Source organism: Streptomyces sp. NBC_01116, assembly GCF_041435495.1.
Classification (GTDB): Bacteria; Actinomycetota; Actinomycetes; order Streptomycetales; family Streptomycetaceae; genus Streptomyces.
This window is the reverse complement of sequence record NZ_CP108644.1, coordinates 5496868-5514994: the sequence shown is the minus strand read 5'-3', so window position 1 is coordinate 5514994 and position 18127 is coordinate 5496868. Positions and strand designations below refer to the sequence as shown.

16 protein-coding genes and 1 pseudogene are annotated in these 18127 nt (G+C 72.3%); 10 read left to right on the top strand and 7 right to left on the bottom strand.

Annotation, left to right across the window (positions count from 1 at the left end; translation table 11 throughout):
• Positions 1-111 precede the first annotated feature (111 nt).
• Together OG245_RS24410 and OG245_RS24405 are read left to right on the top strand one after the other, a co-directional pair.
• Positions 112-1449, top strand: a complete 1338-nt coding sequence (locus OG245_RS24410) for an alanine racemase (RefSeq protein ID WP_371625584.1) — start codon at positions 112-114, stop codon at positions 1447-1449.
• Positions 1450-1664: 215 nt separating this feature from the next.
• A complete protein-coding gene (locus OG245_RS24405) occupies positions 1665-3323 on the top strand; it encodes an amidohydrolase family protein (protein ID WP_371625583.1) in 1659 nt (552 codons plus the stop codon).
• A gap of 7 nt (positions 3324-3330) precedes the next feature.
• On the opposite strand, the gene OG245_RS24400 is transcribed toward OG245_RS24405, so the two are convergent.
• Positions 3331-4179, bottom strand: a complete 849-nt coding sequence (locus OG245_RS24400) for a siderophore-interacting protein (RefSeq protein WP_371625582.1) — start codon at positions 4177-4179, stop codon at positions 3331-3333.
• 83 nt (positions 4180-4262) lie between these two features.
• Here OG245_RS24400 and OG245_RS24395 point away from each other — a divergent pair, with 83 nt between their 5' ends.
• A complete protein-coding gene (locus OG245_RS24395) occupies positions 4263-5126 on the top strand; it encodes a TetR/AcrR family transcriptional regulator (RefSeq protein ID WP_371627979.1) in 864 nt (287 codons plus the stop codon).
• A 51-nt stretch (positions 5127-5177) separates the two neighbouring features.
• On the opposite strand, the gene OG245_RS24390 is transcribed toward OG245_RS24395, so the two are convergent.
• The 3 genes from OG245_RS24390 to OG245_RS24380 form a co-directional block, all read right to left on the bottom strand.
• Positions 5178-6038 (bottom strand): serine protease, encoded by an 861-nt coding sequence (locus OG245_RS24390; RefSeq protein ID WP_371625581.1) that lies wholly within the window; start codon positions 6036-6038, stop codon positions 5178-5180.
• Between the two features lie 139 nt (positions 6039-6177).
• A complete protein-coding gene (locus tag OG245_RS24385; protein ID WP_371625580.1) occupies positions 6178-6624 on the bottom strand; it encodes a winged helix-turn-helix transcriptional regulator in 447 nt (148 codons plus the stop codon).
• 163 nt (positions 6625-6787) lie between these two features.
• Positions 6788-7117 carry a hypothetical protein gene (locus tag OG245_RS24380; RefSeq protein WP_371625579.1) on the bottom strand — a complete coding sequence of 110 codons (330 nt, stop codon included), beginning with the start codon at positions 7115-7117 and terminating at the stop codon, positions 6788-6790.
• A 160-nt stretch (positions 7118-7277) separates the two neighbouring features.
• Here OG245_RS24380 and OG245_RS24375 point away from each other — a divergent pair, with 160 nt between their 5' ends.
• The 4 genes and pseudogenes from OG245_RS24375 to OG245_RS24360 all read left to right on the top strand — a co-directional run.
• Positions 7278-8090, top strand: coding sequence for an arylamine N-acetyltransferase (locus OG245_RS24375; protein ID WP_371625578.1), 813 nt, complete (start codon positions 7278-7280; stop codon positions 8088-8090).
• 363 nt (positions 8091-8453) lie between these two features.
• Positions 8454-9665, top strand: coding sequence for a pyridoxal phosphate-dependent aminotransferase (locus tag OG245_RS24370; RefSeq protein WP_371625577.1), 1212 nt, complete (start codon positions 8454-8456; stop codon positions 9663-9665).
• A 102-nt stretch (positions 9666-9767) separates the two neighbouring features.
• Positions 9768-10166 (top strand): hypothetical protein, encoded by a 399-nt coding sequence (locus OG245_RS24365; RefSeq protein ID WP_371625576.1) that lies wholly within the window; start codon positions 9768-9770, stop codon positions 10164-10166.
• Between the two features lie 74 nt (positions 10167-10240).
• Positions 10241-10455 (top strand): annotated as a pseudogene (locus OG245_RS24360) (hypothetical protein); the annotation flags it as partial.
• A gap of 14 nt (positions 10456-10469) precedes the next feature.
• Here OG245_RS24360 and OG245_RS24355 read toward each other — a convergent pair.
• Together OG245_RS24355 and OG245_RS24350 are read right to left on the bottom strand one after the other, a co-directional pair.
• On the bottom strand, positions 10470-10889 hold the full coding sequence (locus OG245_RS24355) for a hypothetical protein (protein WP_371625575.1): 420 nt from the start codon (positions 10887-10889) through the stop codon (positions 10470-10472).
• 331 nt (positions 10890-11220) lie between these two features.
• Complete coding sequence (locus OG245_RS24350) at positions 11221-13047, bottom strand: phosphoenolpyruvate carboxykinase (GTP) (RefSeq protein ID WP_371625574.1); 1827 nt, start codon at positions 13045-13047, stop codon at positions 11221-11223.
• 223 nt (positions 13048-13270) lie between these two features.
• Here OG245_RS24350 and OG245_RS24345 point away from each other — a divergent pair, with 223 nt between their 5' ends.
• Positions 13271-13963, top strand: a complete 693-nt coding sequence (locus OG245_RS24345; protein WP_371625573.1) for a hemolysin III family protein — start codon at positions 13271-13273, stop codon at positions 13961-13963.
• Between the two features lie 66 nt (positions 13964-14029).
• On the opposite strand, the gene OG245_RS24340 is transcribed toward OG245_RS24345, so the two are convergent.
• Positions 14030-16054, bottom strand: a complete 2025-nt coding sequence (locus OG245_RS24340) for a thioredoxin domain-containing protein (protein ID WP_371625572.1) — start codon at positions 16052-16054, stop codon at positions 14030-14032.
• A 170-nt stretch (positions 16055-16224) separates the two neighbouring features.
• On the opposite strand from OG245_RS24340, the gene OG245_RS24335 reads away from it, so the two are divergent.
• Both OG245_RS24335 and OG245_RS24330 read left to right on the top strand, forming a co-directional pair.
• Positions 16225-16791 carry a Uma2 family endonuclease gene (locus tag OG245_RS24335; protein ID WP_371625571.1) on the top strand — a complete coding sequence of 189 codons (567 nt, stop codon included), beginning with the start codon at positions 16225-16227 and terminating at the stop codon, positions 16789-16791.
• A 174-nt stretch (positions 16792-16965) separates the two neighbouring features.
• Positions 16966-18111: a DUF4190 domain-containing protein gene (locus OG245_RS24330; protein WP_371625570.1), complete on the top strand. Its 1146-nt coding sequence runs from the start codon at positions 16966-16968 to the stop codon at positions 18109-18111.
• Positions 18112-18127: the final 16 nt, after the last annotated feature.

The following is an 18127-nucleotide window of genomic DNA, read 5'->3' as shown; positions in this document are numbered from 1 at the left end:
GTGCGGGCCGGTGGTCACCATTGACCGGGCATCGGCTCGGATGTTAGACAGCGTTGAGCGATATACGCAATGGGTGTTGCATATGCTGCAACGAACTTCGAGGAGCTCCCCTTGGCAGCCGAACGCCCCACCGGCCACACCGCCGCCCCCGCGCCTTCCGCCCCCGGCGCCTCCCCCGCGTCCCTGGCGTCCGGCCTCGCCGACGAACGCGTCGACCACCGCTTCAAGGCCCTGCCGCCGGACGCCGAGGGCCTGACCGTCGGGGCCCTGGCCGCCGAGCGGCGCAACCTCTTCACCGGCGGGTTCACCACCCCGGTCCTCGCGCTCTCCGCCGAGTCGGTCGCGCACAACCTCGACCTCCTGGAGACGTACGCCGAGCGCCACGGCCTCGCGTTCGCCCCGCACGGCAAGACGTCCATGTCCCCGCAGCTCTTCGCCGACCAGCTGAAGCGCGGCGCCTGGGGCATCACGGCCGCAGTGCCGCACCAGGCGCGGGTCTACCGGGCGTACGGCATCGGGCGGATCTTCCTCGCCAACGAGCTGGTCGACGCCGTCGCCCTGCGCTGGCTGGCCGGCGAGATGACGGCCGACCCGGCGTTCCGCTTCGTCTGCTACGTCGACTCCGTGCGCGGCGTCGAGCTGATGGACGAGGCCCTCGGCGCGGCGGGCGCCACCCGGCCGGTCGACGTGGTCGTGGAGCTGGGCGCGGGTGAGGGCGCCCGCACCGGGGCCCGCACGGAGGCCGACTGCGCGGCGGTGGCCGACGCGGTGGCGGCGGCCGGTTCGCTGCGGCTGGTGGGCGTCGCCGGATACGAGGGCGAGGTGCCGGACGCCGACCCGGAGCGGGTACGGGAGTGGCTGCGGCGGCTCGTCGGACTGGCGGCCGGCTTCGACGCGGCCGGCCGGTTCTCCGGCGCCGAGGAGGTCGTCGTCAGCGCGGGCGGCAGCGCCTGGTTCGACGCGGTCGCGGACGTCTTCGCGGAGATTCCGGAACTGAGCCTCCCCGTACTGAAGTTGCTCCGATCCGGGGCGTACGTCTCGCACGACGACGGGCACTACAAGCACCTCACCCCGTTCAACCGCGTTCCCGAGGAGGGTGCGCTGGAGCCCGCCTTCCGCCTCTGGGCGCAGGTCGTCTCCCGCCCCTCCGGCGAGCAGGCGTTCCTGAACGCGGGCAAGCGGGACGCGGCCTACGACCTCGATCTGCCCGAGGCGCAGGTGGTCCGCTCCGGCCGGGACGGCTCGGTCCGGCCCGCCACCGGGGTCACCGTCACCGGCCTCTCCGACCAGCACACCTGGGTGCGCACGGAGGCGGGCACGGAGCTGGAGGTGGGCGACTGGGTCGGCATGGGCCTCTCGCACCCCTGCACCAGCTTCGACAAGTGGCAGCTGATCCCGCTGGTCACGGCGGACGGCACGGTCACCGACTACATCCGCACGTTCTTCTAGGGCGTGTTCCGAAAGTAGCGCCGTCTGCCCGGAGGGCGGGCTCGGCGGCGTCTGGTGCGTGCGATCGCAAGGCGGAGGGCCACCCCGATACTGGATGTATCGGGGTGAACCCGACAGCGCGGCGACCGTGCGTGCCAGGCGTCGCCGAGCAGGCGGGACTTTCGAAACACGCCCTGGAGCCGCAGGCACCACCACCCCGATCGGAAAGGCGACCCATGGACCTGGTCCTGCGTGACGCGCTCGTCGTCGACGGCACCGGCGCGCCCTCCTACCGCGCCGACGTGGCCCTCGACGGCGGCCGCATAGCCGAGATCCACCCCGAGGGCTCCCCCGGCCCCCGCCCCACCGCCACCCGCCACGTGGACGCGGACGGCCTCACGCTCGCCCCCGGCTTCATCGACATGCACGCCCACAGCGACCTGGCGCTGCTGCGCGACCCCGACCACAGTGCGAAGGCCGCGCAGGGCGTCACCCTGGAAGTGCTGGGCCAGGACGGGCTGTCGTACGCCCCGGCCGACGACCGCACCCTCGCCGAGGTCCGGCGCTCCATCACCGGCTGGAACGGCGACGGGAGCGACATCGACTTCGACTGGCGCACCGTCGGCGGCTATCTGGACCGCCTCGACCGGAACTTCGGCGGCCAGGGCATCGCGGTGAACGCCGCCTACCTCATCCCGCAGGGCACGGTCCGGATGTACGCGGTGGGCTGGGACGACCGGCCCGCCACGGCGGACGAGCTGGCCCGGATGAAGGAGCTGGTCGACCAGGGCATGCGGGAAGGCGCGGTCGGCATGTCGTCCGGGCTGACCTACACGCCCGGGATGTACGCGGACGACGCCGAACTCACCGAGCTGTGCCGGGTGGTGGCCCGTCACGGCGGCTACTACTGCCCGCACCACCGCAGTTACGGGGCCGGTGCGCTGGAGGCGTACGAGGAGATGGTCCAGCTCACCCGGAACGCCGGCTGCGCCCTCCATCTCGCCCACGCCACCATGAACTTCGGCGTGAACAAGGGCAGGGCGCCCGACCTCCTCGCCCTGCTCGACGGGGCGCTCGCCGCCGGGGCCGACATCTCGCTCGACACCTACCCGTACACCCCGGGCTGCACCACGCTGGTGGCCATGCTGCCGAGCTGGGTGAGCGAGGGCGGACCGGACGCGATCCTGGCCCGGCTCGCGGACGCGGAGAGCGCGGAGCGGATCCGGCACCACCTGGAGGTGCTGGGCTCGGACGGCTGCCACGGGGTGCCGATCGAGTGGGACACCATCGAGATCTCCGGCGTCGGCGCACCGCACCTGGCCGAGTACGTGGGCCGCACGGTGGCGGATTCGGCGGTCCTGCGGGGCGAGGAGCCCTGGGTGACCGCCCGGCGGCTGCTCACCGAGGACCGGCTCGGGACGACGATCCTCCAGCACGTGGGCCACGAGGAGAACGTCCAGCAGATCATGCGGCACCCGGTGCACACCGGAGGCAGCGACGGCATCCTCCAGGGCGACAAGCCGCACCCCCGGGCGTACGGCACGTTCCCGCAGTATCTCGGCCGGTACGTAAGGGAGTTGGGCATCCTCTCACTGGAGGAGTGCGTCGCCCATCTGACCTCGCGGCCGGCCGCCCGGCTGCGGCTCGCGGACCGGGGCCTGGTGCGCGAGGGATACCGCGCGGACCTGGTGCTGTTCGACCCGGAGGCGGTGGCGGCGGGCTCCACGTTCGCGGAGCCGCGCGCGCTCCCGGTCGGCATCCCGCATGTGCTGATCGACGGCCGGTTCGTCATCGAGGACGGCAGGCGCACCTCCGTGCTGGCGGGCCGGGCGGTCCGGGGAGCGGGTGCCGGGGCTGCCGGGGCCGGGGTCGGGGCCGGGGCCGGGGCCCTCTGAAGGCTCTCTACGAACCGTCCGCCGCGCGTTCCGCCGCCCAGGCGAGGTCCTCCTCCGTGGGGGCGTCGTCCTGGGTGAGGGCGCGCCGCCAGTAGCCGCTGAACTCGACGGCCGGCTTCGGCAGATGGCGCTCCTCCACCAGATGGCGGCGGAGCGCCCGGACGGCGGAGGATTCGCCCGCCACCCAGGCCGCGTCCACCCCGTCGAGGACCGGCCCGGCCTCCCGCACGGCCGCCACCAGCGAGCCGCCCCGGTCCCGGTGCACCCAGCGGACCTCGGACCCGCCGGCGGCGGCCGGCAGCTCCCGCTCCTCCGCCGCGTCCGCCACCTCGGCGAACACCACGGCCCCGGTCCGGGCGGGCAGCGCCTCCAGCACCGTGGCGATCGCCGGGAGCGCCGCCTCGTCCCCCGCCAGGAGCATCCGCCGCCCGGCGGGCAGCGGCCGGGCGTAGAGGGAGGACGGGCCGACCATGCCGAGGACGTCGCCGACCCGGGCTGCCGCACCCCAGCGGGAGGCGGGTCCGCCGTCGCCGTGCAGCACGAAGTCCACGGCCATCGCGTTGCGTTCGCGGTCGTAGGCACGGACGGTGAAGCTGCGCATCCAGGGCCGCTCCACCTCCGGGATCGCGAGGAACGCCTCGTACCAGCGCATGCCGTACGGGTCGTCGGCGTCCTGCTCCGGCAGCCGGGGCAGGGCCTGCCCGGGGCGCGGCAGGCAGAGCTTCAGCTGCTGGTCGGGGCGGTCCTCCAGGAGACCGGGCAGTTCGTCGGCGGTGAAGGAGATTCTCGCCGTCCGGGGGGTGATCCGCTCGACGTCCGTGACCCTCACATAGGTGACCGGCAGTGCCTGGCCCATCGCACTCGACCTCTCTCCCGCTGATAGCTTACGGCGTAATGAGTTATCCGCCCGGCATTACTTTACATCGTAAGGAGTTGCACGTGGTGGTCTTCGCCGGACAGGGCGACCCGCGCCGTTCCCTCTCCCTCCTGTGGCGCGCGGACACGCCGCCCCCCACGCGCGGCGGGCCGGGCCCCAGACCCCGGCTGAGCGTCGACGCGATCGTGGCGGCCGCCGTGGCGCTCGCCGACGAGGAGGGGATGGGGGCCCTGTCGATGCGCGCGGTCGGCGACCGGCTCGGGCGCACGGCGATGGCGCTCTACACCTACGTCCCCGGCAAGGGCGAACTGCTGGACCTGATGTACGACGCCGTCCACGCCGAACTCCCCGCCGCCCGGCCGGAGCCGGCGGACTGGCGGGCGGCGCTCACCGCCTGGGCCTGGGAAGTCCTGGAGTTCTACGTCCGGCACCCCTGGGTGCTCCAGGTCTCGCAGGTGCGGCCGGTGCTGGGGCCGCACGAGTACGCGGGCCTGGACACGCTGGTCGTCCTGTTGCGGGCGACCGGTCTGGAGGCGGGGGTGCTGCGGCGGCTGGTGGGGACCCTGTTCCCGTATCTGCGGGGCTCGGCCCAGGCGGTGGCCGACGCCCGGCTGGCCGCGGCGGCGACCGGGAGCTCCGACGAGGAGTGGTGGGCGGCGCGCTCGGCGGCCCTGATGGAGCTGGTCCCCGACTTCGCGGAGCGCTTCCCCGCCGTGAGCCGGCTGGAGGCGGACGGGCCGGTCGAGCCGTACCCGGGCACGGGAGAGGGCGCGGCAGAGGGTGCGGGAGAGAACCCGGGAGACGGTACGGAGGAGGGCACGGAGGCGATGCCGTATCCGGAGCGGGAGGCCCGCGAGACGTTCCGGGTGGGACTCGGGGTGCTGCTGGACGGGATCGAGGCGGCGCGCGCCCGGCGGCCCCGATAGTGGTCGGGACCGCCCGGCACGCGCCGGAATCACCGTTGACTACTGCTACCGCTACGGCTTGGGCAGCGCGCAGCCCTCACGGCTGAGGTCGATCGCGCTGCCGGCCCCGATGCACGGGACCATGTTGTAGGTCTGCTGGGCGTAGTTGATGCCCTCGCGGACGGTCACCTTGCCGCTCTCGTCGACCTCGCACGGATTGTTGTCCGTGCACTCCTGGCCGCTCTCGTTGCCGGTGTTGTTGACGGCGACCACCTTGCCGGTGGCGTCGTCGATCACCGGCGAGCCGGACGTACCGCCGATCGTCCGGCACTCCGGGGTGTAGCGGACCGAGTCCTTCCAGGTCCACCGGCCCTCCTTGAGCTGGTGGACGAAGCCGTCGATGTCACAGCTGTAGGTGCGCTTCCAGTAACCGGAGGCCACCGTGATGGCGGTGCCCGCCGTCGGGTGGGCGGTCGCCAGCTCCAGCGCCCGGATGCCGTAGCTGTCCTCGATCTGCTGGTAGGTGCTGGTGAGTTCGTAGAGCGAGAGATCGGTGTCGGTCATGGTGCCGTACGCGATCTTGCTCGCCTTCAGGGTGCCGACACCGCTCCCCGAGGCGTTGAGCAGGGTGAACGTCCGGGAGGACGGCTGATCGACCACGACCTCGCCGGGGCCCGGGAAGCCGGACTCCAGACAGTGCCCGTTGGAGAGCACGAGGGCGGGGTCGGTGGGGGCGGCGTCGGGGCCGCGGACGACGGAGCCCGAGCAGTTGCTGAGCGCGACGGTCCCGGCGAAGGTCACGGCCTTCGCTTCGGGGCCGGCCTGGGGCGCGGCTTCCTGTCCCTGCGGTACGGGTGCGGCTGCGGCGACGGGCGCGGCACCCGCTCCCAGGAGCAGGGCAGCGAGAAGCGCACCGGCGAGAGGCTTGTTCATGTGGGGGGTCCCCTCCAGTGATGCCAAGGGCCGGAGATCTTCCAGCTTTTGACATGCGCATGTTCGCGCAGATGTCAGGCCATCACAAGGGGTCCCCTCACCAGGGGTCGGTTCCGGCCGCGGCCGCGAGCGACCTGCCTCAGCCCCACCAGGGCCTCGGGAGCCGACTCACCGACGGCCCCGGCACCAGCCTCGATTCCGACTCCGCTCCGGCGCCGGCTCCGGCTCCGACAGCGGCTTCGACACCGCCCTCCCCCTCACCGCGATAGATGTGGTCACGCCCCCACTGCGCCAGCGGCTCCAGCGCGGCGTTGAGCGAGAGGCCCAGAGGCGTGAGCGAATACTCCACGCGCGGCGGCACTTCGGCGTACACCTCGCGGTGCACGATGCCGTCGTCCTCCAGCTCCTTGAGATGCGAGCTGAGCACCTTCTCGGTCACCCCGGGCACGGCCCGGCGCAGCTCGCCGAAGCGGTGGGTCCGCTCGTTGAGCGCCCACAGGATGAGCACCTTCCACTTGCCGCCGATCACGTCCATCGCCGCGTCGATCCCGCAGACGAAAGCCCCCGGCCTCCGTACGATCCGCATCGTCCGCCCTCCCCCACCTGGTTCCCGACCGCGAGGCAACCACCCACCCCCTGGGAGGTACTTGTCGCCCCCGGCGTCTTCGGCCAGCCTAAGCGGCACGTACGACAACAACGCCGCGCCGGTCCCGCCCGGCCCGGCACCCCGCGTCCGGGACCGCCCCGCCTCAGGCCCCCGCCGCCTCGGCCTCCTTGGCGTAGGTCACCGCCTGGAGCAGCGTCAGACCGGGCTCTGCCTGGCGCAGGATCTTGATGGCGTCCACGGAGTCCGCCGGGCCCTCGTGACCGGCGGCGGCGAGCCGCTGCCGCACCCACCGGCCGCGCAGCTCCGCGTCCGGGCGCGCGGCGGAGTCCTCGGCCAGGGCGAGGGCGCGCTCCAGACCGGGGCGCTCGGTATCCGTGGCGGTCTCCAGCGCGCGCCGGAGCCCGGCGACGACATCGGGGGCGTCGCGGACGACGAGTACGGCCAAGGGCTGGGGCTTCCGGAACATGCTCATGTGATCACCGCTACCCGGCCCGGCCCGGTTCTCACCGGAGTTGAGCAGGATCTGAGCCGCCTCGCCCCCCGGTATCGGTCCCGAGACCGAGGCCGTCCGGTCGCGCGCGTCGGTCCGCAGCCGGAGGCGCGCCCGCACCCCGACTGCGTACGGTCGGTGTATGACTCTCGACCTCGACGCGTACTTCGCCCGCATCGGCTGGACCGGAAAGCCCCGCCCCACACTGGAGGTGCTGCGGTCCCTGCACCGCGCCCACCTGACCGGCATCCCGTTCGAGAACCTCGAAGCCGTCCTCGGCTCCGCCCCGTCGCTGGCGATCGGCGACCTGGAGGCGAAGCTCGTGCACGGCGGGCGCGGCGGGTACTGCTACGAGCAGAACACCCTCTTCTCCACCGCGCTGCGGCAGATCGGCTTCTCCGTGACGCCGCTGACGGCCCGGGTGGTCCTGGGCGCCGCGCCGGGCGACATCCGGCCCCGTACGCACATGCTGATGCGGGTGGACGTGGCGGGCGAGCCGCACCCGTATCTGGCGGACGTCGGATTCGGGACGGTCGGAGCCCTGCTGGAGCCGATCGAGCTGGTGGAGGACGCCGAGCTGTTCGACGCGCCGCGCCACCACCGCCTGGTCCACGCGCCGCACCAAGGCCCGCTGCCCCTGTGGGAGCTCCAGGCCGAGAAGGGCGGGTCGTGGGAGCCGCAGTACGCGTTCACCCTGGACCCGAACGAGAAGCCGGACTACGAGGTGATCAACTGGTTCATCGCGACGCACCCGCGCTCACCGTTCCGGCAGGCGGTGTACGCGATGCGCACCCGGATCGGCTCCCACCTCGCGCTGTCCGGACTCGACCTGGTGGAGACGGCCGACGACGGCACGATCCGGGAACGGCGGCTGAAGGACGGCGACGAGGCGCTGCGCGTCCTGGCGGACGACTTCGGCATCCGGCTCCCGGAGGGCACCCGGCTTCCGGAGTGACGGAGGCCGCCGCGTGACGGCGGCCGGGGTGACGGAGGCCGCCGGGCGCACCCCGGTACGCGGCACCCCCGGTACACGGCACGCGCACCCCGGTTCACCGCGGCCGGGGTGACCGCCGCCGGAACGGGCGCGCCGGCCCCGCCGGGCCCCCGCGCAGGGACCCCGCGTGGCGCATCTCACCCGTTCCGGCCGCCCACGCCCCCTTTCCAAGCCGCGACGCCGCCCCGACCGGGCGATCCCACGGTCCGGGGCGGCGGCGGGCATGGCGATGGAAGACGGGACGCGGCGGGCGGGCGCCCCGGAGGGAGTACGCCGGGAGCAATCCCCGCGCACCGCGCGAAACGCCGCCGTAAGCTCGCGGACATGCAGGTCATCCAGTCCACGAAGCTCTCCAACGTCTGTTACGAGATCCGGGGTCCCGTGCTGGAGGAGGCGATGCGGCTGGAAGCGGCCGGTCAGCGCATCCTCAAGCTGAACACGGGCAACCCCGCCGCCTTCGGGTTCGAGTGCCCGCCGGAGATCCTCGAGGACATCCTGCGCAACGTCGCGGGCGCGCACGGTTACGGCGACGCGAAGGGCCTGCTGTCCGCGCGCCGTGCGGTGATGCAGCACTACCAGACCAAGGGGATCGACCTCGACGTCGAGGACATCTACCTGGGCAACGGCGTCTCCGAGCTGATCCAGATGTCGATGCAGGCGCTGCTGGACGACGGCGACGAGGTGCTCGTACCGGCTCCCGACTATCCGCTGTGGACCGCCTCGGTCTCGCTGGCGGGCGGGACGGCCGTGCACTACCGGTGCGACGAGCAGGCCGACTGGATGCCGGACCTCGCGGACGTGGAGCGGAAGATCACCGACCGCACCAAGGCCCTGGTGATCATCAACCCGAACAATCCGACCGGCGCGGTGTACGACGACGAGATGCTGCGCGGTCTCACCGAGATCGCCCGGCGGCACAACCTGATCGTCTGCTCCGACGAGATCTACGACCGGATCCTCTACGACGGCGCGACCCACACCCCGACGGCGGCGCTGGCCCCGGACCTCATGGTGCTGACCTTCAACGGACTCTCCAAGAACTACCGGGTGGCCGGCTACCGCTCCGGCTGGATGGCCGTCTGCGGGCCGAAGGCGCACGCCACCTCGTACATCGAGGGGCTGACGATCCTCGCCAACATGCGGCTCTGCGCCAACATGCCCTCGCAGCACGCGGTGGCCACCGCGCTCGGCGGGCGGCAGTCGATCCAGGACCTGGTGCTGCCCGGCGGCCGGATCCTGGAGCAGCGGGACGCGGCGTACGACCTGCTGACCTCGATCCCCGGGGTGACCTGCGTGAAGCCGAAGGGGGCGCTGTACCTCTTCCCCCGGCTCGACCCCAAGGTCTACAAGATCAAGGACGACCGGCAGATGGTGCTGGACCTGCTGCGGGCCGAGAAGATCATGGTCGTGCAGGGCACCGGATTCAACTGGCCCGAGCCCGACCACTTCCGGATCGTCACGCTGCCGACGGTCGAGGACCTGACCGACGCGGTGACCCGGATCGGCACCTTCCTGGACGGTTACGGACAGCCGTAGCCGGTTACGGACGGCCGCGGGACCATCACCCTTCCGGATCGGGCACAACTTTAGACTGATTCCAATGTAGGATGGATCCATCGCACCATCGGGAGGCCATCCATGTACGAGCCGATCCGCAGCCCCTCGGTCCACACCCCGGCCGACGAGGCGGACTTTCCGCACCGCAGCCGTGAGGAGGAGCTGGACATCCAGCTCGCCGGGCACCTGGCCGCCCTCCTGGCGGTCACCGACGAGCTGGGCCTCACCGCGGCGGGCGACCGTATCGCCGAGCAGGTGGCCCGGCTGCGCGGCGCCCCGCCCGCCCGGCACGCCGGCCTGACCGACGCCGCCCCCGCGGACCTCCACCGCCGCGCCCACGCCCTCGCGGGCCGCGCCCTGCTGGTGGCCGCGTCCCGCGCCGACACGACCGCCGCCATCCTTGCCGCGGTACGCATGGACGCCCACACAGCGGCCCTCGCCGACCCGGCCCTCTCCGGGCACCTGGTCGGCGCCCACTGACGGCCCCGGTCCGCGTGCCGTCGAGGCCGCGCGGGCCGGGTGCCATGCCCCTTCCCCACCGGGGCCGTTGCGTTCCGGTATGGCCGTTCTACTCGCCGCTCGTCGTGGTCGCCCACCGCAACGCGGCCGAGGTCCTCGCGGGCAACGGGCTGGCCCGGCTGCGGGCCCACGGCGGATCGAAGTTCACCACGCGGGGGACGCTGCTCATGGACCCCTACCTGAGGGCGGCCGAGGACGACCGGACCTGGCAGCAGCTCAAGGGGCCTCCGGACATGCCGAGTTGAGCGGCAGGCGCCCCTCGGGTCATCTGAGGCTTATGACAGGGACCTTTGAGGGGTTCCCGTAGGTGAGTACCTTCTCCAGACCCGCCCGGAGTTCACCGATGTCCACGCCCGGCGCGATCCCGAGAGCTATGACCGTGGACGGCAGTTGCAACTCCTCCGCCGACGCGCTCCGGAACCGGAGGATGAGCCGGCCTGGAAGCAGGGTTGCCTCTTCAAGGCCGCCGAAGTCGACGCCGTCGCCCTCCGACACGATGCAGTAGCTGTCCAGTTCGAGATCCATCTCCTGTTGCCCGGGCTCCTCGATCATGCGCTGCAGATCGAAGTACCGGGCGTCCTCGCCGTCGCCCTCGGCGATGAACACGGTGAACGTCTGTCCAGGAACGGACTCCCCGGACTCCAGGTGCCGGATGGTCCAGTAGGGAACGCTCGGTTCGGCCATCTGTCCGTTCTCCGTCCTTGGAGCTCCTCGCCGTGGAGGGGCTCCCGAGGCTCCGACTTCGGCAGGGTCGGCGATGAGCCCCCTGATGACGAACATGACGATCTCATGCGCGGATCCACGGAACGGGTCCTGGGGCGAAGGCCCTCCGACGCGGGGCGGCCCCCGGAACCATGAGGGGGTTCCGGGAGCCGGGAGGGTGTCCTTGGTCGGGGACGAGCCCTCCGGGGCTGTCGGCGAGGACAGGCCCCGTACCGCGGCGGGTCGTTCGGCCCCACAGGTCAGGGCGGATGTCCGACGGACCCGGCCGCGGGGTTCGGCGGGAGCGCGGGGCTCAGCCCAGGCGCTTCACCAGCGCGTGGTACTCGTCCCACAGCTCCTTGGGCGTGTGGTCGCCGAAGGTGTTGAGGTGCTCGGGGACCAGGGCGGCCTCCTCGCGCCAGACCTCCTTGTCGACGGTGAGGAGGAAGTCGAGGTCGGCCTCGGAGAGGTCCAGGCCCTCGGTGTCGAGCGCGCCCTTGGCCGGCAGGATGCCGATCGGGGACTCGACGCCCTCGCCCCTGCCCTCCAGGCGCTCCACGATCCACTTCAGGACGCGGCTGTTCTCGCCGAAGCCGGGCCACACGAACTTGCCCGCGTCGTTCTTGCGGAACCAGTTGACGTAGTAGATCTTCGGGAGCTTCGACTGGTCGGCCTTGTCGGCGCCCACCTTGACCCAGTGGTTCATGTAGTCGCCCATGTTGTAGCCGCAGAACGGCAGCATGGCGAACGGGTCGCGGCGCAGCTCGCCGACCTTGCCCTCGGCGGCGGCGGTCTTCTCGGAGGCGACGTTGGCTCCGAGGAAGACGCCGTGCTGCCAGTCGAAGGACTCGGTGACCAGCGGGACGGCGGAGGCGCGGCGGCCGCCGAAGAGGATCGCCGAGATCGGCACGCCCTTGGGGTCCTCCCACTCGGGCGCGATGGTCGGGCACTGTCCGGCGGGGACGGTGAAGCGGGCGTTGGGGTGGGCGGCGGGCGTGCCGGACTCGGGGGTCCAGTCGTTGCCCTTCCAGTCGGTGAGGTGCGCGGGCGCCTCCTCGGTCATACCCTCCCACCAGACGTCGCCGTCGTCGGTGAGCGCGACGTTGGTGAAGACGGAGTTGCCCCACATGGTCTTCATGGCGTTGGCGTTGGTGTGCTCGCCGGTGCCGGGCGCGACGCCGAAGAAGCCGGCCTCGGGGTTGATCGCGTAGAGGCGGCCGTCCTCGCCGAACCGCATCCAGGCGATGTCGTCGCCGATGGTCTCCACGGTCCAGCCGGGGACGGTCGGCTCCAGCATGGCGAGGTTGGTCTTGCCGCAGGCCGAGGGGAACGCGGCGGCGACATACTTCGACTCCCCCTGCGGCGGCGTCAGCTTCAGGATCAGCATGTGCTCGGCGAGCCAGCCCTCGTCGCGGGCCATGACGGAGGCGATGCGCAGGGCGTAGCACTTCTTGCCGAGCAGGGCGTTGCCGCCGTAGCCGGAGCCGTACGACCAGATCTCGCGGTCCTCGGGGAAGTGCGAGATGTACTTGGTGGTGTTGCAGGGCCACGGGACGTCCTCCTGGCCCTCGGCCAGCGGAGCGCCCAGGGTGTGGACGGCCTTCACGAAGAAGCCGTCGGTGCCCAGCTCGTCCAGGACGGCCCGGCCCATGCGGGTCATGGTGCGCATGGAGACGGCGACGTACGCGGAGTCGGTGATCTCGACGCCGATCGCGGAGAGCGGCGAGCCGACGGGCCCCATGCAGAAGGGCACGACGTACATGGTCCGGCCACGCATGGACCCACGGAAGACACCCTCCGCACCGGTGAAGATCTCCCGCATCTCGGCGGGGTCCTTCCAGTGGTTCGTGGGACCCGCGTCCTTCTCCTCCTTGGAGCAGATGAACGTACGGTCCTCGACGCGGGCGACGTCGTTCGGGTCGGACGCGGCGTAGTACGAGTTCGGCCGCTTGATCTCGTCCAGCTTGGTGAACGTGCCCTTGGCCACGAGCTCCCCGCACAGGCGCTCGTACTCGGCCTCGGATCCGTCGCACCAGACCACCCGGTCCGGCTCGGTGATCGCTGCGATCTCGTCGACCCAGGAGACCAGCTCCTGGTGGTGGGTGGGGACAGTGAGGGGAGCCGCGATGTCGCGCGCCACGATCGCTCCTAGTTGAGGGTGTCAGTTGTCTTAAGGCCCCGTGGGGGCTGCGACCCGGATGCTTCGTACCCTTCGAATTCCCCTGGCGCTCATCCGGTGCCGACTGCACTCATTTGATCATCCGACCGTTCCGCCCATATGTCCAGGGGGGCTCACACGTGAGCATCGCCACTCATTTGCGCCCCAAATCCTCTACTTACGGTGGCGTAGGTAGCATGCGGATATGACTGACGCCGCCGCTAGCGCCGCGACCCCGGGCCCCGTCGTACTCGACCCCGTCCCCGTCAAACCGCGTATGCGCGGCTGGCTGCACGCCGGAATGTTCCCGGCGGTGCTGATCGCCGGAATCACCCTGATCGCCCTGACCGACAGCACGATGGGCCGGATCGCCTGCGGCGTCTACATCCTCAGCGCCTGTCTGCTGTTCGGCGTCAGCGCGGTCTACCACCGCGGCACGTGGGGGCCGCGCGGCGAGGCGGTGCTCCGCCGCCTGGACCACGCGAACATCTTCCTGATCATCGCGGGCACCTACACGCCGCTGACGCTGCTCCTGCTCCCCGAATCCACCGCCCGGCCCCTGCTGTGGGCCGTCTGGGCGGCCGCGGCGGCGGGCATCGCCTTCCGGGTGCTCTGGGTCGGCGCGCCGCGCTGGCTCTACACCCCGTGCTACATCGCGATGGGCTGGGCGGCGGTCTTCTTCCTGCCCGACTTCATGCGGACCGGCGGCATCGCGGTCCTGGTCCTCGTCGTGGTCGGCGGGCTGCTGTACAGCGCGGGCGGCGTGATCTACGGGATCAAGAAGCCGAACCCGTCGCCGCGCTGGTTCGGCTTCCACGAGGTCTTCCACTCGCTGACGCTGGCGGCCTTCATCGCGCACTACGTGGGCATCTCGCTGGTGGCGTACCAGCACGGATGAGCACCGAGGGGTTACGGGAGGGGCCGGCCGCGTCGACGGCCGGCCCCTCCGTCTCCGCCGTAACGGCTACCGGCCGCCCAGCTTCACCGCCAGATCGGCGGCATCGGTCGTCGGCGCGTCGCACACGAAGTGCCGGCAGACGTACGCGGTCGGCTCCCCGCCCACCGGCGGCCGGTCCACCAGCAGCGGGAACTCCGCCCCCGCCCCCGGCCCCTCTCCCGCGGCGACCACCGCGCCCGGGGCCCGCCCCAGCAGCGCCGTGCGGTGCAGCTCCCCGCCGACCGGCCCGGCGACGGCGACCTCACGGGGCCCGTCCAGCAGCGCCTCGGCCACCGCGAGGCCCCAGCCGACGAACCGGGGCACGCGCGGCCCCAGCGCCTTCACCACGCCGAGCGCCCCTTCGGCGGCCGTCCGGTGCGCCTCCGACCCGGTGTACGCGGCGTACGAGAGCAGCGCACCCGCCGCCGCGGTCCACCCGGACGGGGTGGCGCTGTCCGTCGGGTCCTGGGGCCGCCGGATGAGCTGCTCGGCGTCATGGGCGGTGTCGTACAACTGCCCGCCCTCCCCCGTGAACTGCTCCAGCACGATGTCCAGCAGGAACCCGGCGAACTCCAGCCAGGCGCCCTCCCCCGTCACCGCCGCCAGCGCGAGGAAGCCCTCGGCGACATCGCCGTAGTCCTCCAGCACCCCGGCGTTGTCGCCGGCGCGCCCGTCCTTGGAGGTACGGGTCAGCCGCGCCACCTCGCCCAGGTGCACCCGGACCAGCAGATCGGCGGCCTCGGTGGCCCGTTCCACCAGGTCGGGCCGGTCGAAGTAGGCGCCGGTCTCGGCGAGCGCGGCGATGGCGAGCCCGTTCCAGGCGGCGACCACCTTGTCGTCCCGCCCCGGACGCGGCCGCTCCGCGCGGGCCGCCAGCAGCCGGGCCCGTACGTCCGCGACCCGGGCGGCGGCCACGGGCCCCGCGTCCCCCGTCAGCCGGAGCACGGAGGCCCCTTCCTCGAACGTCCCCGCCTCCGTCACCCCGAAGTACGCGGCGGCGAAGGCGGCGTCGTCCTCCCCGAGCACCTCGCGCAGCTGCGCGGGCGTCCACACGTAGAACGCGCCCTCGACATGCCTGCCCCCGGCGTCCTCGCTGTCGGCGTCGAGCGCGGAGGCGAAGCCGCCCTCGGCGGTCCGCAGCTCCCGCACCATGAAGTCGGCGGTCTCCAGGGCGATCCGCCGGGCCTCGTCCGACCCGGTGGTACGCCACAGATGGGCGTACACCCGGCACAGCAGCGCATTGTCGTACAGCATCTTCTCGAAGTGCGGCACCACCCACTCCCGGTCCACGGAGTAGCGCGCGAAGCCCCCGCCGAGCTGGTCGTAGATCCCGCCCCGGGCCATCGCCGAACAGGTGTCGGCGGCCATCTGGAGCGCCCCCTCGGACCCCGTACGGGCGTAGTGCCGCAGCAGGAACTCCACCGCCATGGACGGCGGGAACTTGGGCGCGCCCCCGAACCCGCCGTGCTGCTCGTCGTACTCCCGGGTCAGCCCGAGCAGCGCCTGCGCGGTCTCCTGCTCCCCCGGCACCCCGTCACCGCCGTGTACCAGCGAGCGCCCCGCCAGATCCGCGACGATCCGCCCGGCGACCTCGGCGACCTCCTCGCGCCGGTCGGTCCAGGCGGCCACCACGCCTTCCAGGACCTGCTGGAAGGAGGGCGAGCCGTGCCGGGCCTCGGGCGGGAAGTAGGTCCCGAAGTAGAAGGGTTCGGCGTCCGCCGTGAGGAAGACCGTCATCGGCCACCCGCCGTGCCCGGTGGCCGCCTGGACGGCCTCCATGTAGACGGCGTCGACGTCGGGCCGCTCCTCCCGGTCGACCTTCACGGGCACGAAGTGCGCGTTGAGGTAGGCGGCGACGGTCTCGTCCTCGAACGACTCATGGGCCATCACATGGCACCAGTGGCAGCTCGCGTACCCGACGCTGAGCAGCACCGGCACGTCCCGCTTCCGCGCCTCCTCGAACGCCTCGGGCGACCAGGGCCACCAGTCGACGGGATTGTCGGCGTGCTGGAGGAGATACGGGGAGGTGGTCTGCGCAAGTCGGTTGGCCATGGGCCAATCCTCGCGCACCACCCTCCGCGACACCCGCGCGCCACGGGCGGGGGCGCGAACGGGCAGGTGGGGCAGGTGTGCGCTTCCGAAGCCGGGCGGCTCGACGCCTTGGAACAGTAGGCTGGGCACGCAGAACCGAACCTGCCGAGGCCCCTCGAAGGAGGTACACGATGACCGCCGGGATGGTGGCGCCCGCGTGGATGCATACGCAGATCAGCGCGGAGCAGTACGACTCCTGGTCCGAGGAGCAGTGCGCCGGCATCGAGATCGTGGACGGGATGGTCGTCGTGAGCCCGAGCGCCTCCAAGCGGCACAAACGGCTGGCCCGCATCCTGGCCAATGCCCTGGACGCCGCCGCGGGCCCGGACTGGAACGCCGACGCGGACTTCGACGTCCGCCTGCAGGACGTTCCGCTCACCAACCGCCGTCCGGACGTCATCGTCTACCGGGCCGAGACCATCGACCTCACGCCCACCCGCCCCGAGCACGTGCTCCTGGTCGTGGAGGTGGTGTCGCCCGGCTCGGAGACCACCGACCGGATCGTGAAGGTGGACCAGTACGCCAAGGCGGGCATCTCCTTCTACTGGCGCATCGAACAGGCCGCCACCGGTATCCCGATCGTGTACACCTACGTCCTCGACCCCGCCACCAAGGCCTACCGGGACGGCGAAATGTTCACCGGCGCGATCAAGACCGCTGCGCCCTTCCCCGTTGCTGTCGACCTCGGAACCATCTGAGAGGCGGGGAGGGCGGCCGGCTGACCGCGCAGACGCCCGCCGTTCCCGGAGGTGAATGCGCAGGTGGCAGGGGTTACGCGGTGACGAGCGCGGGGATCCGCAGTGCTACCGTTCCGGCACCCCGGCCCCACACGGACTCCTGCGCTGCTCACCCTGACGAAAGGGCACAGGGTCATGACCGTGCCGCCGCCTCCGCCGTCCTCCCCTGCCTCCGGGCCTCCCGCGCCCGGCCTTGCCCCTGCGGTGGGCCCGTACGGCCCCGGGCAGCCCGCCCCGCAGCCGCCGCTCAGCGGCCTCGCCGTCGCCTCGCTCGTGCTGTCGCTGCTCGTCTGCCTCGCGCCGCTGGGGCTCGTCCTCGGGATCGTCGCGCTGGTGCGGTTCCCCGGCAACGGCAAGCGCGGCAAGGGGCTCGCGATCGCCGGGACGGCCGTGGGCGGGGTGGTGGTCGTGCTGACCGCCCTGCTGCTGGTGATCGGCGGGGCGCGGTTCACCGCGTGGACGGAGGAGGGCGGGGGCCTCCTCGGCTCCCGGGACACGAAGGCGGGAACCCTGATCCACCTGAAGGCCGGGGACTGCTTCGCACCGGCGGGCGGGCTGTTCTCCCCCCAAGAGGTCGAGCACGAACGGATGACGGACACGTCCGTCGAGATCGTGCCGTGCGACCGGCCTCATCCGGCCCAGGTCTACGGAACGTTCCGGCTGAAGGGTGACCACGCCATCTCCGACCCCGCGACCGTCTCGGCGCAGGCTTTCGAGGGCTGTGTGCCGCTGCTCCACGACTTCGCACCGGACACCTGGGCCCTGCCGGACGTCGGGTTCTCCTCCTACTACCCGGAGTCGGTCAGCGGGACCGGCGGGGACCGGACCGTGCGGTGCTGGCTGGGCGCGGAGGCCGGCCTGCCGGAGGTTTCCCTGCGGCAGGACCCCGGCGCGTGGGACGCCGGTCAGCGGGCGTACCTGAAGGCGATGCGGCCCTCCTCCGAAGCGTGGTTCAGCGCCTCCGGGAAGGTGGACACCGATCTGGCCGCGGCCACCGCGTGGGCCGGGCGGATGGCGGAAGGCGGGGCCGAGTCGGCGAAGCTGCTGCGTGCGGTCGACGGCCTCCCGGAGCGGGCGCGCGGCCCGGTCATCGCGCTCGCGAACCGGCTCGACGCCCTGTCCGGCATCCAGCGGTCCGCGGCAACGGCCCCCGACCGGGCGGAGTTCGACGAGCGCTGGGACGGCGACGAGGACGCCTCCGGGGAGGAGTGGGAGGCCCGGCTCGCTCTGGGACTGCCGGTGGAGGACGAGGAGGAGGGCGGCGGGGAGCCGCAGGCATGAGACGTCCGCCAGCGCC